Here is a 15,344-nt window from a genome sequence, read left to right on the forward strand (position 1 = left end):
GACAGCGACGTGTGGCCTCCAGCGTGACGCGCCGGTGCGCGCACACACGATCCGATTCCCACTCAGTGGGAGTCCGTGAGGTCCTTCGTGAGGTCGCGCGCCGCCTGCCGCACGAGGGCCGCGAGGCGCCGTTCGTCCGCGCGCTCCATGTGCACGACGACGCCGATCGCCGCGGGCGGGAGCCCTGCGACGGGGCCGAGCGGCGCGCCGATCGACACATTGCCGAGCGTCATCTCCTCCTGCGCGTACGCGTATCCGCGGGCGCGCGCCGTGCGCAGGTCGGCAAGCAGGGCGTCAGGATCCGTGATCGTGTGCACCGTCTCGCGTTCGAGCGGTTCGGCGCAGTAGGCGCGGATCCAGTCGTCGCTCTGCGCGGAGAGCAGCGCCTTGCCGACGCCGACGGCATGCGGCAGGTGCCGCCCGCCCATCCGGCTGAGCAGAGGGATGGATCCGTGGCCCGTCACCTTGCCGACGTACAGCGCCGTCGCGCCCGCGGGTTCCTCACCGTCGAGCGCGGCGAGGTGCACGTTCTCCCCGGTCGCCTCGTAGAGGCGCATCATGTGCGGCAGCGCCGTCTCGCGCAGGTGCAGCGCCAGGGGCGACAGCTCGCCGAGCTCCCACAGCCGCGATCCGATGATGTAGCGGCGGCCGGCGATGCGCGCGAGGAGGCCGAGGTCGACCATCTGCGCGAGGATCCGGTGCAGCGTCGACGACGACAGCCCCGTCCGCGCGCCGAGCTCGGAGGCCGCCAGCGCGGCGTCGTCCTCGGAGAAGCACGACAGGATCCGCATCGCCCGCTCGAGCATCCCCTCACCGGCCTGCGCATCCATGCGGTGAGCCTATCTCCCGCTGGGTGGGAGGGGTGATGTTCGCGAATCGCGCCTCAACGCATATTCCCCTGCTGACAATGTCACTGAAGTGGCCATTGAGTGACATTGTGGGCCGGTCGGTGGTCGTCAACGACGCAGGGCCGGCCGGGCCGCTGACAGCCATCAGATCGACTGACTCGCACGCGCGAGTTTTGCGTGAGTTTTGCGCTACCCTCACTCGTGTAGGGTTTGAAAAACTCAGGAGAAACTCATGCACTCCGACATCGCAGCGGCGCTCGAACGAATCGCGCGCGGCGAACGCGCCGCCGATCTCGAGACGGCAACCCTCGACTTCAAGGAGCACAAGCGCTCACGCGACGACCTGCTGAAGGTCATCGCACGCTCCGCGGCCTGCTTCGCGAACGCCGGCGGAGGCCACGTGGTCGTGGGCGTCGCCGATCGAGTCGGCGGCGGCGACGCCTTCACGGGGACGGACCTTCAGCCCGATCCGACGCGCCTGCGCATCCACCAGCTCACCGATCCGCCGTTGCTCGTCGATGTCGAGCGAGCCGACACGGCATACGGAACCGTCGTCGTCATCTCGGCACCGAGGGGTCTCCAGGTTCACATCGCAGATGGAAAGATCCCGACCGAGCGAGTCGGAACGAGCTGCGAACCGATGTCGAGTGATCGGATCGCCGTCGTCACCGACGAGCGTCGCGGCAGGGACTGGAGCGACGAAGACAGCGACGTACCCCCCGAGGCATGCGATCCGCTTGCTCTCGAGAACGCCCGGAAGCTCCTTGCTCAGCTGCCTGATTCGACTCGACGCTCCTACGCGACCGCCACGGACATCGCGCTCCTCCGAGCGCTCGGCGTCGTCACGGAGACGCAGACCCTCACTCGAGGCGGCGCCCTTCTCTTCACCGCCGCGGAGAGACCCGCTGAACGAATCGCCTACACGCACAGGCGCACGCCCGCGGGCGCGATCACCGTGAACGAGATCCTTCACGGTCCGATGCTGACCGCGATCCTGCGCACCTTCGAGTACATCGAGGCGAGGAACGATCGCACCCCGGTATCTCTGCGCGGCGGGCAGCAGCTTCACGTCGCCGACCTCCCTGAGGGCGCGTTGCGGGAGGCTGTCGTCAACGCGGCGATGCATCGCGAGTACCGCTCGGGATCAGGGCGCATCACGGTCGAGCACACGCAGACGCAGCTCGCCGTGACATCTCCTGGCGGCCTCGTATCGGGCGTCCGACCCGACAACGTGCTCACGACGTCGTCTCGACCACGAAACCCCAAACTTGCCAGCGCGCTCAGGTTCCTCGGCCTCGCCGAGACTGCAGGGACCGGCGTCGACCGCATGTATGCGGAGATGGCCCGCGTGGGCCATCAACCACCGATCTACACCGCAACGCCGGAGCACGTGCGCGTCGCGCTCATGGGCGGGGCGCCGAATACGGCCCTGACCAAGTACGTCTCGACGCTGCCGAATCACGAGCGGGACGACGCGGACGCAATGCTCGTACTGCTCACTCTCCTGACGAAGAAGACCATCACGGCGGCGGAGATCGCGCCGCTCCTGCAGAAGCCGACCGTCGAAGAGGCGAGCGCGGTTCTTCTGCGCCTTGCGACCCACGACGTCGCGATGCTCGAGCCGACTCGACAGAGCGCGCGCCGCGCCGCGCCTGTCTTCCGTCTCCGCGAGGAGGCATTGGTGGCGCTCGGCACGGCCGTCACCTACCGGCGCCGCACGACGGATCAAGTTGACAGGAAGATCGTCGACTACGTCAAGGAGACGGGCACGATCAACGGCCGTGTGACGCGCCTGCTTCTCGAGCTCGATACCGTCCAGGCTTCCCGTGTCCTCAGCGATCTCGTCGATCGTGAGCTCCTCGTGAAGACCTCAGAAGCGACGCGCGGCCCGAGCGTCACCTACGGTCCCGGGCCGAAGTTCCCCGCTCAGAAGAAGCAGCGGAGAACGGCCTCGCGCGGCCGAGACCAGGAACCCCCGAGCGAAGAATCGCTCTTTCCTGACATCTGGGGTGCGTGAATCCTCTCGAGGCGCGGAGTTCACAGCGAAGCTCCGCCGCCTGAACGCCCCTACTCCTCGAACGCGAGCTGCGCGAGGATCCGCTGCAGGATGACGGCGTCGCCCGCGTCGACGTGTGTCGAGACGTCCGTGACGACCGCGCGCGCCTCGGCGCAGATGGACCGACCCTCGTCGGTCGCGGCGACGACCTTCGCGCGGCGGTCGCGCGGATCCGTCTCGCGCGCGACGAGGCCCCGATCCTCGAGGTCGTCGACGAGCGCGACGACCTGGCTCGGGTCGAGGCGCAGATACTCGGCGATCTCGCGCTGCGTCGGTGGCTCCTCGTCGAGCGCCAGGCACAGCACGGAGTACGAGCGCACCTTCAGGCCGAGGGGCGCGAGCGCCTTGTTGTCGCGCTGGGCGGCGACGACGCTCGCGCGCGTGAGCAGGAAGCTCGCGTTCTGCGCGAGCGCGGCCCCCCGGGCGGCGTCTGCGTGGACGGCTGGCATGAACCGACCTTATCAAACACGTGCATCCGACAACCATTGACTTTTTCAAGCATTCGCGCTGTGATGGTCACAGCACATGGATCACCTCAGATCGGAGAGAGCAATGACGCTGCAGGGCACAGTCGCGATCGTGACGGGCTCGGGACAGGGCCTCGGGCTCGCCTACGCACAGGAGCTCGCCGCCCAGGGCGCGAGCGTCGTCGTCAACGACGTCGACCAGGCCGCGGCCGACGCGGCCGTCGCCTCGATCGTCGACGCGGGCGGCACGGCCAGCGCCGTCGTCGCACCCGTCGGCCCGACCGAGACCGCGAAGGCCCTCGTCGATCACGCCTACGAGACGTACGGCCGCCTCGACGCGCTCGTGACGAACGCCGGGATCCTGCGCGACCGCACCCTTTGGAAGATGACGGACGCCGACTTCGACGCCGTGATCGACGTGCACCTGCGGGGCACCTTCACCTGCGTACGCGAGGCAGCGACCCGCTGGCGCGAGGACGGCACGGCCGGCCACATCGTGTGCATCGGCTCGCCGACCGGCCAGCGCGGCAACTTCGGCCAGACGAACTACGCGGCCGCGAAGGCCGGCATCGTCGGCATGGTCCGCACGTGGGCCCTCGAGCTGAAGAAGGCCGGCATCACCGTCAACGCCGTCATCCCCGTCGCCGCGACCGCCATGACGAAGACAGTGCCGTTCTTCCAGAAGGCCGTCGAGGCCGACGAGCGCGGCGAGGCGATGCCCGACTTCTTCCGCAAGGAGCTCGGCTTCGGCACCGCGGCCGACGTCGCCGGCATCGTCGCCTTCCTCTCCTCCGACGCTGCAACCGGCATCACCGGCCAGGTCGTCGGCGCAGGCGGCGACCGCCTGCAGCTGTGGTCGCACCCCGAGGCCGTCACGTCGGTCTTCCACGACGGCGGCTGGTCGTACGACGACCTCGTCGACGGCTTCGCGGGCGCTGTCGGCGAAATGCAGTCCGTCGGCGAGAAGTTCCCGCCGCTCCCCGACGAGCTCGCACCGGAGCCCGCGAAGTGACCGCGGAGCGCTACGAGTCGTCGATCGACCTCGCCGCGCTCGAGGCGATCGACACGCACGTCCACATCGAGATCGACGCGGAGGGCCATTCATCCCTTCCCGCCGACCTGTCGGAGGCCGCGAGCAGGTACTTCCGCGCCGACGGGCCCCGCCCCGACCTCGACAGCATCGCGGCCTACTACCGCGAGCGCAAGATGGCGGCGGTCGTGTTCACGGTCGATTCGTCGACGCACCTCGGGCAGGCGCCGATCTCGAACGACGAGATCATCGACGGCGCGATCCGCCACAGCGACATCCTCATCCCGTTCGCCTCCGTGGATCCGAACCGCGACGACGCCGTCGACGAGATCGGTCGCCTCGCGGAGCGCGGCGCGCGCGGATTCAAGTTCCACCCGACCGTGCAGGGCTTCGATCCGAGCGACGACCGCTTCGCCCCCGTCTACGACGCGATGCAGTCGGCCGGCGCGATCGCCCTGTTCCACACGGGCCAGACGGGCATCGGCGCGGGAATGCGCGGCGGGCGCGGCCTCAAGCTCGCCCTCTCGAACCCCATGCTGCTCGACGGCGTCGCCGCCGACTTCGGCGACCTGCAGATCATCATGGCGCACCCCTCCGTGCCGTGGCAGGACGAGGCGCTGTCGGTCGCGACCCACAAGCACAACACGTGGATCGACCTCTCGGGCTGGAGCCCCAAGTACTTCCCGCCCTCCCTCGTCCGCCACGCGAACTCGCTCCTCAAGGACCGCATCCTGTTCGGATCCGACTTCCCGCTGCTGACGCCGGACCGCTGGATCCGCGACGCCGAGAAGATGGAGACGTTCAAGCCCGAGGTGCTCCCCGGCATCATGAAGCTCAACGCGGCGCGGCTGCTCGGGCTGTCATGAGAGTCGATCCCGTGCTGGACCGGCTCGGCCTCGCCGAGCGGCACCTCTCCCCCGCGGCGCAGGGCGCGCTCCGCGAGCTGGACGAGGTGCTCGAGGAGCGGATCCGCCCCCTCCTCGCCGACGCATGGGAGCGCGCCGTCATGCCCGACGAGGTGCTCGACGCCCTCGTGCCGCTCGACCTCATGACGCCGCGCGGCGTCTCCGCGGACGAGGCCGGATCGAGCATGTTCTCGGGATTCCGCAACTACGTCCTCGCCCGCTGCGATGTATCGGTCGCGACCATGTACAACGCGCAGGCAGGCCTGTTCCGCGCGATCGTGCGGCACGGCGGATCCGCCGAACAGGCCGCGCGGTGGGATCCGCTCATCACGCGCTTCGAGATGCGGGGCGTCTTCGCCCTCACGGAGCCGGACCACGGATCCGACGTCGCGGGCGGCCTCGCGACGACCGCACGGCGCGACGGCGACGCCTGGATCCTCGACGGCGAGAAGAAGTGGATCGGCGGCGCCGATCGCGCCGACGTCCTCACGATCTTCGCGCGCGATGCGGAGGACGGCGCTGTCAAGGCCTTCCTCGTCGACCGCGAGGCCGCCGGCGTCAGCCTCGAGCCGATCGACGGCAAGGTGTCGCTGCGCATCATGCAGAACTTCCGGATCCGCCTCGACGGCGTGCACGTCGCGGAGGATCGCCGGCTGCATGGCATCGACTCGTGGCGCGACGTCGCGGCCGTCCTGCGGCGCATGCGCTCCGACGTCGCGTGGATCGCGGCGGGCCTGCAGGCCGGCGCCCTCGACGCCGCCGTGCGCTACGCGACCGAGCGGGAGCAGTTCGGCCGACCGATCGGCGGCTTCCAGCTCGTGCAGGAGAAGCTCGCCCGCATGCTCGGAAACGCCACCGCCTCCCTCACCCACGCCGTCGCCCTGTCCGCCCACCAGGACGCGGGGCGCTGGAGCGACGAGAACTCCGCCCTCGCCAAGATGGTCACCGCCGCATCGGCCCGCGAGACCGTCGCCCTCGCCCGCGAGGTGCTCGGCGGCAACGGGCTGCTGCTCGAGAACGACGCCGCGCGATTCTTCGCCGATGCGGAGGCCGTCTACTCATACGAGGGCACCCACGAGATCAACGCCCTCATCGTCGGCCGGTCGCTGACCGGCGCATCCGCCTTCGTCTGAACCACCGAAAGGACCACCATGACCACCCAGACCGTCGTCCCCTACGCAGAGATCACCTCCCTCGCCGGCCGCGACCTCGGCTTCACCGATTGGTTCGAGGTCACCCAGGACCGCGTGAACACGTTCGCCGACGCCGTCGACGACCACCAGTGGATCCACGTCGACCCGGAACGCGCGACGGCCGAGAGCCCCTTCGGCGGCCCCATCGCCCACGGGTTCCTGTCGCTCTCGCTCGCGACGAAGTTCTGGACCGAGCTGTGCGAAGTCGAGGGCGTCACGACCAAGGTCAACTACGGCCTCGACAAGGTGCGCTTCGTCTCGCCCGTCGCCGTCGGCGCCAAGGTGCGGATGAACGCCGTCGTCGCCGAGGTCACCGAGGTCAAGGGCAACGGGTATCAGCTGAGCGTCGACCACACCTTCGAGGTCGAGGGATCCGAACGCCCCGCCGTCATCACGCGGAGCCTGTACCGCTTTTATGTCTGACGCGCGAAAGGCGCGCCAGACATAAAGTGCCCCTCTGGGCAGATCCGGCTCCGCCGTCTGCCTCACCCTCCCCACCCCGCAGAACAAGGACGTTCACGTGTTCAATGCAGGCATCGGCGCCTGGACCGCGAAGAGGCGCCTCAAGGATCCCGACAAGCAGGCCCTCGTGTTCGGCGAGCGCGCCTTCACCTACCGGCAGTTCGCCGACGCGGTCGACCAGATCGCCGAGGTGCTGCACGTGCGCGACATCTCGCGCGGCGACCGCGTCGCCTACATCGGCGAGAACAGTCCCGAGTTCCTCTTCACACTGTTCGCGTGCACGCAGATCGGCGCCGTGTTCGTGCCGATCAACACGCGCCTCGCGCCGCCCGAGATCACGCACGTGCTCACCGACAGCGGAGCCCGCGCGATCGTCTACGACGACGAATTCGCCGAGCGGATCGCGCCGGGCGTCGCGGCCGGCGACGTCATGCACGTGATCCCCACCCGCGAGAGCAGCGCCGGGTCTCCCGCCCTGCCCGAGCTCATGACCCGCTCGCACGGCGGCCGCGTCGCCGAGGCGATGGATCCGGGCGACCCGGCCGCCATCATCTACACCTCGGGCACGACGGGCCGCCCGAAGGGCGCCGTCCTCACCCACGAGAATCTGACCTACGTCGCGATCAACGCCGTCATCGACTACGGCTTCGACTCGAGCGATCGCTCCCTGCTCATCTCCCCCCTGTTCCACGTCGCCGCGCTCGGCATGGGCGCGTTGCCTATGGTGATGGCCGGCGGCACGATCGTGCTCGAGAAGGGCTTCGACGCCGGCCGCGCCCTCGCCCTCATCGAGCGGCATGGGATCAGCGCGATCAGCGGTGTGCCGACGACGTATCAGCTGCTCGCCGATCACCCCGACTGGGATCGGACGGATCTGTCGACGCTCCGCAAGCTCACGTGCGGCGGATCCGCCGTGCCGACGCGGATCCTCAATGCCTACGAGGAGCGCGGCATGTCGTTCTCGCAGGGATACGGCATGACGGAGACGTCGCCGGGCGCGACCCACCTGCCGCCGCAGTGGACGCGCGAGAAGCAGGGCAGCGTCGGCCTGCCCCACTTCTTCACGAACATCCGGATCACGAACGACGCCGGAGAGGTCGTGCCTCGCGGGACGATCGGCGAGATCGAGATCCAGGGCCCGAACGTGTTCCCGGGCTATCACGGCCTGCCCGAGAAGACGGCCGAGTCGTTCCGCCCCGGCGGCTGGTTCCGCTCCGGCGACATGGGGTATCTCGACGACGACGGATTCCTGTTCATCGCCGACCGCCTGAAGGACATGATCATCTCGGGCGGCGAGAACATCTATCCGGCCGAGGTCGAGAACCTCATCGCCGACATCGACGGCGTCACGGGCGTCGCCGTCATCGGCGTACCCGACGAGAAGTGGGGCGAGGTGCCGTGGGCGATCGTCACCCTCCGCGACGGCGCATCCCTCACGAGCGAGCAGCTGGTGGAAGAGCTCTCCGGTCAGATCGCCCGCTACAAGATCCCCCGCACGACGCACGTGGTCGACGAGTTCCCCCGCACCGCATCGGGCAAGATCCGCAAGGCGGACCTGCGCGCGCGCTTCACGGGATCCGTCCGCCCCACCCACGACGTCGGCACGAAGGAGCCGTGGACGACCGAGACGATCCGCACGCCCGAGAGGTGAAGGTCGGTCACGTGACGGCGTCCGCTGAGCTGCGCCGCGGCGGCGGACCCTCGCCTTCGGGCGGGGAACCTGCCATTCTGGTGGGGCACAGCGGGGGAGAGCGCTCGGCGGGATCGCCCGGCGGCCCGCGCCGCACCGGACGACGAACGAGAGAAGGTCCCATCGTGACCAACGATCCCACAACACCTCAGCCGGGCCCCGAGGGAGCGCCCGATGCGGGAGGAGTGCCCCCGCAGCCGCCCCAGCAGCCTGTTCCCCCTCAGCCTCAGCAGCCCGGCCCGCCTCAGCAGCAGCCCCCGGCTGCTCCTGAGCCGGCGCAGCAGCAGCCGGTCTATCCGCCGCAGGGGCAGACGCCGCCTCCTCCTGGGGGCGGCTATGGCCAGCCGTACGCCCAGTCGGCCCCTGGCCAGGGCACGTCGAACATCGTCCTGAACCTGTGGCTGTCGGTGTTCTTCAGCTGGATCCCGGCGCTGATCTTCTACCTGATCGAGAAGGACAGCGCGACGCCGATCGAGCGCAAGGCGGCGGCCGACAACCTGAACTTCCAGCTCATCCGCATCATCGCGATGGTCGCCGCCGGCGTGCTCGTCGGCATCCCCGTCCTCGGCTGGCTCATCTGGGTCGCGGCCGTCGTCGGCGGATTCGTGATCTCGATCATCCACGCGGCAAAGGTCCCCGGCGAGCTGCAGGCGGGCCGCGAGGCCAAGTTCCTCCTCGCCCCCACCTGGGTCAAGTAGGCGACGAACGGCCTCAGTCAGCATTACCAGCGGTGCCCCGGAACACGTGTTCCGGGGCACCGCTGTCTCATCAGGAGTCTGCTCCGGTTCCGCTGTACGTACTGCGGTGCAGGCGAACACGATCCCGAACACGATGTACACGACCGCGAGCACGGTCAGCGCCGCTCGTGCCCCCAAGAGCTCGCCCAGTGAGCCGCCCAGGATGGCGCCGGCCGGGATCGTCGCGGCGTTCAGCACCTGGGAGACGGAGCTGATTCGTCCCTGGAGCTGGGGTGGCGTGCAGTGCAACCGAAGTGTCATGAGCGCCACGCTCCCGAGCGCGATTCCGAAGCTCACCGAGAACACGCCTATGGCGAACAGAGCGATGGAGGAAGTGGACTGCGTCGCGGGCAGCAGCAGGGACGCGGGGGCAGTGAACGCGAAAGCAGCCGTTGCCACCCTTCCCAGCCCGTAGCGTCTGGTGAGCCTGCCGCTGATGAGCGCTGCGGTCGATCCGCCGACACCGCCCGAAGTGAGGACGAAACCGATAACGTCAGACGAGACTTCGACATTCCGAACGAGGTAGAGGATGTCCAACGCGCCGCTCGCGGAGAGGAGCAGGTTCGCGGTAGCGGCGCCTGCGGTGATCAGCGCGAGAATTCGGCTCGAGCGCAGGACGCTCAGGCCTTCTCCGATCTCAGCCACAAGTCGCCTTCTGGGCGGCGGTGGAGGCGGGGCGACCTGGCCGACGATCGTGAGGATCGCGACGCCGCAGATGAGGAAGCACCCCGAGGTGACGACCAGGGTCGTCGAGGCGCCGATCAGTGCGACCAGGAGCCCGCCCACGGCGGGCCCGACGATCCGGGCGGTCGACCGCCCGGCCTGCATCGACCCATTCGCCGCGGCGTACTGCGTCGGAGGCACGAGCTGACGCAGGTATGGTGTGTAGGCCGATTGGAACATGGCCGTGAAGATCCCGGTCAGGAACGCGAAAACCAACAGCACGGGCAACGTCAGTATCTCGCCGTATCCCGCGATGGCGACGGCCCCGAGGCTCATCATGCGACCGAAGTTCGCCGTGACGAGCACCACGCGGCAACGTTGTTGGCTTCGGTCGACCAGAGCACCCAGCATGAGGCCGAGGACAGCGGCGGGCACCCACTGGAGTGCCTCAAGCAGTCCAACGGCGAACGCAGACGCCTTCAACTGCTCGATCGCGATCAGCGGCAGTGCGACGACTGCGACCATCGTGCCCGTCGCGCTGACCGTTTCCGCGACAAGGAACGTGAGGAAGGCTCTGCCCAGCCCGCGGAGTCCCGTGCTCATCCCACGTGCCGTTCACGAGCATTCGACATACCCGTGATGCGGGATCCAGCTGCGCTGCGTTCCTGCCACGCGCGCATCTCCGCGTCGCTCTCTTCTCTCGACAGCAAGATCGAGCCCGGGTCGAGCACGCCAGCAGCTTGTCCGATTCGCTCACGGATGACGGATTCCGGGACCCCTCCCGCAACGAGATCGGCCACATGCGCGCGTCGGAGGTCGGAGAGTTTCACATCGATACCGGCCCTGGCGCAGTACTGCGCCCACCGATGCTGAACCGACTGATATCGCAACGGCGTGCTGCGGCCCACGGCGGTGAACAGCGGCCCGGAGGATGACGCGGCAAACCGTACGTAGTTCTCCAGCCGCAGGAGCACCTGCCTGTCGTCGACGAGAACGCGCCTCCGCTTGCCACCCCACCCCGTCACGAAGAGAGAGGCGGTGGCTTCCTGGAAGTCGTCCACCGCCAGAGCCAGGGCCTCGCCTGGCCTGAGCCCCAGATGAGCAAGCAGGCCGAACAGCAGATGATCGCGATCCGCGTGATGCGGAATCACAGCGAACACCTGATCGATCTCCGATCTGAGGTCTCGCTGAGGTCTCGCCCTCACCTCCCGGGCAGGTGTCCGCTCTGTGTCACGTTGAGCCGCCAGGAGGTCCATGCGACCGCAGCTGCGAAGGAGGCCTCGAAGTGCCGACAACCGGCGCGCTCGTGTCGCGGCAGTTCGAGCTGTCGGCCAGGCCAGGTACTCCCTGACCACCGCCTCATCGAGAGAGCCACCGAACCTGTCAGCGCAGTCGATCAGGACCCTGAGGTCGGTCTCATATCCCCGCAGCGTGCTCGCCCGACGTCCCGCACGCCTCAGTTCCTCCAGGTAGGCCCGGACTGCTTCGTGTGCATCCACACTGTGACAATATCAATTGACACAATTTAATACAGACCCGAAATGGCAACACGACCCTGCCCCGGCTCGAGCGCCGTGTCCCGACTCTGGCGTGAGCAATGCAAGACGACCGCGGCGGCCGCGCAGCGAACGCAACGAATCAACGAGCAGTCCGAGATCCCCCGAAAGCAGCAGCCCCGGCAGCGACGACAATCCCGACGGTCATCCCGACGACGGTTGGAATCGCGGTCCCGTCGCCCCAGAGCCCTCCGATCGGCGTGACGATGGCGCCGACGATGTACTGGAAGAGCCCGAGCGCGGCGGATCCAGCGCCGGCGGCGAAGCCGGCGCGGGCGAGCGCACGGGCGGTGGATCCGGCCATGCCGCCGGCGATTCCGGCGGAGAAGAGGCACGTGAGAGGGATCCAGGCGGCGAAGGTGAGGGTGCCGCTGACAGCGAGGACGACAAGGGCGCCGGCGGAGGCGAGCGCCAGCAGGTGGGCGGCGCGGAGGGTCGCGGTGGGCCCGACGCGGCGAGCGAGGAGCGCTCCACCGAGGGCGCCGGCGACGAAGCAGAGGGATCCGGCGGAGAACGCGGCCGAGTAGGCGAGCGCGGAGTGCCCGAAGGCGCTCTGCACGATGAACGATGAGGATCCGATGTAGATGATGAAGGCGCCGTAGGTGAAGGCGTACGAGAGGGCGTAGCCGAGGAAGGCGCCGTCGCGGCCGAGCCGGGCGAGGTTGCCGAGGAGCGGTCCGATGCGCGCGGGGTGGCGGCGTTCGAGGGGAGGGATTCGGGGATCGCGAGGGCGGTCGCGATGACCATGGCGGTGGCGATGGTCGCGAGGCCGGCGAGGGCGAGGCGCCAGCCGCCCCATTCGGCGAGGAGTGCGCCGAGTGGGCTGCCGAAGACGGGGCCGAGGCCCGTCATGGCGACGACGACGCTGATGGCGCGGGTCGCCTGCTCCTTCTCGGCGATGTCGGCGACGACGGCGCGCGCGAGGGCGGCGCCGGCGGATCCGAAGACGCCCTGCACGAAGCGGAGCGCGATGACGAGCTCGATGGATCCGGCGAGGGCGGATCCGAATCCGGCGGCGGCGTAGAGCGCGAGTGCGACGAGGAGGGTGCGGCGGCGCCCGAACGCGTCGGAGACGGTTCCGGCGACGAACTGGCCGCTCGCGGCGCCGACGAGGAATGCCGTGAGCGTGAGCTGCACGGTCGCGGCGGTGACGTCGAAGTCGCGCTGGAGGCTGGGGAAGGCCGGCAGGTAGAGGTCGGTGGCGAGGGATCCCGCCATCGCGACGAAGCCGAGGGCGGCGAGCAGCCCCGGCGTCAGTGTGACGCGTCCGTCAGACACGCGCCTCGTCCGGCCGGAAGCCCTCCTTCGCCTTCTGGATCTGCTCGTAGACGTGGTGGCGCAGCTCGGTGAAGCGCGGCAGGGCGCGTGTCTCGAGCTGGTCGCGCTGGTCGGGCAGGTCGATGGTGATGTCCTCCTGGATCACGGTGGGCGACGACGACAGGATGATGACGCGGGATCCGAGGTAGACGGATTCGTCGATGTCGTGGGTGACGAAGAGGATGGTGACGCCGAGGCGTTCGCGGATGGAGCGGACGAGGTCTTCGAGGTCGGCGCGGGTCTGCGCGTCGACCGCGGCGAACGGCTCGTCCATGAGCAGCACCTCGGGCTGATATGCGATGGCGCGGGCGATGGCGACGCGCTGCTGCATGCCTCCCGACAGCTGCCAGGGGTACTGGCGTCCCGCGTGGGCGAGGCCGACGCTCTCGAGCGCGTCGGCGACGAGCTCCTTCCGCTCGGCCTTCGCGACACCGGCGTTGCGCAGCGGCAGCTCGACGTTGTCGGCGACCCGCAGCCAGGGGAACAGCGAGCGGCCGTACTCCTGGAACACGACGGCCATCTTCTTCGGCGGGCCGGTGACCTTCTTGCCGTCGAGGACGACGGATCCGCTCGTCGGCTCGAGCAGCCCGGCGATGCACTTCAGCAGCGTCGTCTTGCCGGATCCGCTCGGCCCGACGAGGCAGGTGAGCTCGTTCTTGCCGAGGTCGAAGGTGAGGTCGCGCACGGCCTCGATGCCGCCGCTGTCGGTCTCGTAGACCTTCTGCAGCCCGCGCACGGACAGGAGAGTCTGCTCGGGCGGGAGGGTGCGGCCGCGGCCCGGGGCGGGGGTGTCGTCATGAGGCATTTTCGAGGTCCTTCAGTCCGTGGTACCAGTGCAGCACGCGACGCTCGACGAGCTTGAAGAGCATCGACACTGCGAATCCGATGAGCCCCAGCAGCAGGATGCCGGACCACATGGGCCCGATCGCGAACTGCCGCTGGAACTGGATGATCGAGAATCCGAGGCCCGCCGAGGTGTAGAACATCTCGCTGATCACCATGAGGATGATCGCGATCGGCAGGCTCTGCCGCACGCCGGCGAGGATCTGGGGAGAGGCGGCGGGCAGGATCTGGAAGCGCACGCGCCGCCAGCCCGTGATGCCGTAGGAACGACTCGTCTCGGTCTGCACCTCGTCGACGCCGCGCACGCCCTCGATGGTGTTGAGGAGCACGGGCCAGATCGCGCCGATGACGATGACGGCGATCTTCATGTCGTCGCCGACGCCGATGAGCAGGGCGAGGATCGGGATGAGCACGGGCGGTGGCACGGCTCGGAAGAACTCGAACATCGGCTCGGTGAAGGCGCGCAGGTTGCGGTTCAGGCCGACGAGCAGGCCGACGACGATGCCGAGAGCGATCGCGAGGATCGCGCCGATCGCGAAGCGGGCGAGGCTCGGCAGGATCGCGCTCGCGAATCGGTCGCCGAGCCATGTCTGGACGAACGTGGTCGCGAGCGGGATCGGCTTCGGCACGAAGGGGTTCGTCGATCCGAGGGTGGCGAGCCACCAGATGAGGATGAGCGCGATCGGCAGGCCGAGCGCGTAGGCGAGGGCGAGGAGGGCCTTGCGCATCAGACGTCTCCCCTCACGGACTGGTGCCACGAGAGCAGGCGGCGCTCGACGGCGCGCACACCGACATTGATGATGACGCCGAGCATGCCCGTCGCGAGCACGAGCGCGTACGTCGAGGGATAGAGACCGGCGTCGCGCGAGAGGCCGATCTCGCGTCCGAGGCCCGGCGATCCGACGACGAGCTCTGCGGTGATCGTGAGGATCAGTGCGACCGCCGCGGCGAGGCGGATCCCCGTGACGAGGTACGGGAGCATCGTCGGGAAGACGACATCGCGCACCCGCTGCCACCAGCTGAATCCGTAGCTGCGCGCGGTCGCCATCGCGACGGTGTCGACGTCGGCGACCCCGTAGAGCACCTGCACGAAGATCTGCCAGAACGCGCCGTAGACGACGATGAGCAGGCTCTGGTGCAGGGGCACCGCGAAGACGAGGACGGCGAGCGGGATGAGGCCCACCGAGGGGATGGGCCGCAGGAACTCGACGGTCGACCGCGTGAGCCGCGTGAGGAACGGCGACAGGCCGATGACGACGCCGAGCGGTGCGGAGAGGAGGAACGCGATGAGCATGCCGAGCAGCCATGTGCCGACCGTGACGCCGACGGCCGCCCAGAAGCCGGTGAGCGTGAAGTTCACGCCGAGCTGCACGAGCACCTCGCTCGCGGGTGGAAGGTACAGGGGGTTCACGACCCCGAGGCGCGAGATCACCTCCCACACGACGAGGAATGTGACGATGCCGGCGAGCCCCAGCAGCAGGCGGCGCGGCCGGAACCGCCGCCTGCTGCTGCGGCGCTGCGCGACCGCCACCACGCGGGTGACGGTCTCGTGCGAGGACGTCATCTGAGCGGATCTC

The 15,344-nt window shown here is 68.9% G+C and carries 13 protein-coding genes and 2 pseudogenes; 7 read left to right on the forward strand and 8 right to left on the reverse strand.

Going from position 1 to position 15,344, the window contains the following annotated elements:
* Window positions 1-62: 62 nt before the first annotated feature.
* On the reverse strand, window positions 63-830 hold the full coding sequence (locus GB932_RS13920; protein WP_156761298.1) for an IclR family transcriptional regulator: 768 nt from the start codon (window positions 828-830) through the stop codon (window positions 63-65).
* A 250-nt stretch (window positions 831-1,080) separates the two neighbouring features.
* Here GB932_RS13920 and GB932_RS13925 point away from each other — a divergent pair, with 250 nt between their 5' ends.
* Entirely contained in the window at window positions 1,081-2,865 is a 1,785-nt protein-coding gene (locus tag GB932_RS13925) for an ATP-binding protein (protein WP_156761299.1), read from the forward strand.
* A gap of 50 nt (window positions 2,866-2,915) precedes the next feature.
* On the opposite strand, the gene GB932_RS13930 is transcribed toward GB932_RS13925, so the two are convergent.
* The gene (locus GB932_RS13930; RefSeq protein ID WP_156761300.1) at window positions 2,916-3,353 is read right to left on the reverse strand and encodes a MarR family winged helix-turn-helix transcriptional regulator; all 438 of its coding nucleotides are present in this window, start codon (window positions 3,351-3,353) and stop codon (window positions 2,916-2,918) included.
* Window positions 3,354-3,456: 103 nt separating this feature from the next.
* Between GB932_RS13930 and GB932_RS13935 the strand changes: the two genes are divergently transcribed.
* The 6 genes from GB932_RS13935 (at window position 3,457) to GB932_RS13960 (ending at window position 9,349) form a co-directional block, all read left to right on the forward strand.
* Window positions 3,457-4,383 (forward strand): SDR family NAD(P)-dependent oxidoreductase, encoded by a 927-nt coding sequence (locus tag GB932_RS13935; protein ID WP_156761301.1) that lies wholly within the window; start codon window positions 3,457-3,459, stop codon window positions 4,381-4,383.
* Window positions 4,380-5,267: an amidohydrolase family protein gene (locus GB932_RS13940; protein ID WP_306769962.1), complete on the forward strand. Its 888-nt coding sequence runs from the start codon at window positions 4,380-4,382 to the stop codon at window positions 5,265-5,267. Before GB932_RS13935 ends, GB932_RS13940 begins: the two co-directional genes overlap by 4 nt.
* Window positions 5,264-6,439, forward strand: coding sequence for an acyl-CoA dehydrogenase family protein (locus GB932_RS13945; protein WP_156761302.1), 1,176 nt, complete (start codon window positions 5,264-5,266; stop codon window positions 6,437-6,439). Before GB932_RS13940 ends, GB932_RS13945 begins: the two co-directional genes overlap by 4 nt.
* 18 nt (window positions 6,440-6,457) lie before the next feature.
* Entirely contained in the window at window positions 6,458-6,922 is a 465-nt protein-coding gene (locus tag GB932_RS13950; RefSeq protein WP_156761303.1) for a MaoC family dehydratase, read from the forward strand.
* Between the two features lie 97 nt (window positions 6,923-7,019).
* Window positions 7,020-8,612: an o-succinylbenzoate--CoA ligase gene (gene menE, locus GB932_RS13955; protein ID WP_156761304.1), complete on the forward strand. Its 1,593-nt coding sequence runs from the start codon at window positions 7,020-7,022 to the stop codon at window positions 8,610-8,612.
* 164 nt (window positions 8,613-8,776) lie between these two features.
* Window positions 8,777-9,349: a DUF4870 domain-containing protein gene (locus GB932_RS13960; RefSeq protein WP_156761305.1), complete on the forward strand. Its 573-nt coding sequence runs from the start codon at window positions 8,777-8,779 to the stop codon at window positions 9,347-9,349.
* Window positions 9,350-9,421: 72 nt separating this feature from the next.
* Here the strand turns inward: GB932_RS13960 and GB932_RS20705 are convergent.
* From GB932_RS20705 to GB932_RS13990, 6 genes and pseudogenes are all read right to left on the reverse strand, one after another.
* A pseudogene (locus GB932_RS20705) lies at window positions 9,422-10,654 on the reverse strand (MFS transporter); the annotation flags it as partial.
* A complete protein-coding gene (locus GB932_RS19500; RefSeq protein WP_156761306.1) occupies window positions 10,651-11,550 on the reverse strand; it encodes a tyrosine-type recombinase/integrase in 900 nt (299 codons plus the stop codon). The gene GB932_RS19500 and the pseudogene GB932_RS20705, both read right to left, overlap by 4 nt.
* Window positions 11,551-11,689: 139 nt before the next feature.
* A pseudogene (locus GB932_RS20710) lies at window positions 11,690-12,825 on the reverse strand (Bcr/CflA family efflux MFS transporter).
* 52 nt (window positions 12,826-12,877) lie between these two features.
* Window positions 12,878-13,729 (reverse strand): ABC transporter ATP-binding protein, encoded by an 852-nt coding sequence (locus GB932_RS13980; RefSeq protein ID WP_156761308.1) that lies wholly within the window; start codon window positions 13,727-13,729, stop codon window positions 12,878-12,880.
* The gene (locus GB932_RS13985) at window positions 13,719-14,495 is read right to left on the reverse strand and encodes an ABC transporter permease (RefSeq protein ID WP_156761309.1); all 777 of its coding nucleotides are present in this window, start codon (window positions 14,493-14,495) and stop codon (window positions 13,719-13,721) included. Before GB932_RS13985 ends, GB932_RS13980 begins: the two co-directional genes overlap by 11 nt.
* Window positions 14,495-15,331, reverse strand: coding sequence for an ABC transporter permease (locus GB932_RS13990; RefSeq protein WP_156761310.1), 837 nt, complete (start codon window positions 15,329-15,331; stop codon window positions 14,495-14,497). Before GB932_RS13990 ends, GB932_RS13985 begins: the two co-directional genes overlap by 1 nt.
* Between the last annotated feature and the right edge of the window lie 13 nt (window positions 15,332-15,344).

The sequence above is a fragment of the Microbacterium karelineae genome, from assembly GCF_009745985.1.
Taxonomy (GTDB): Bacteria; Actinomycetota; Actinomycetes; order Actinomycetales; family Microbacteriaceae; genus Microbacterium; species Microbacterium karelineae.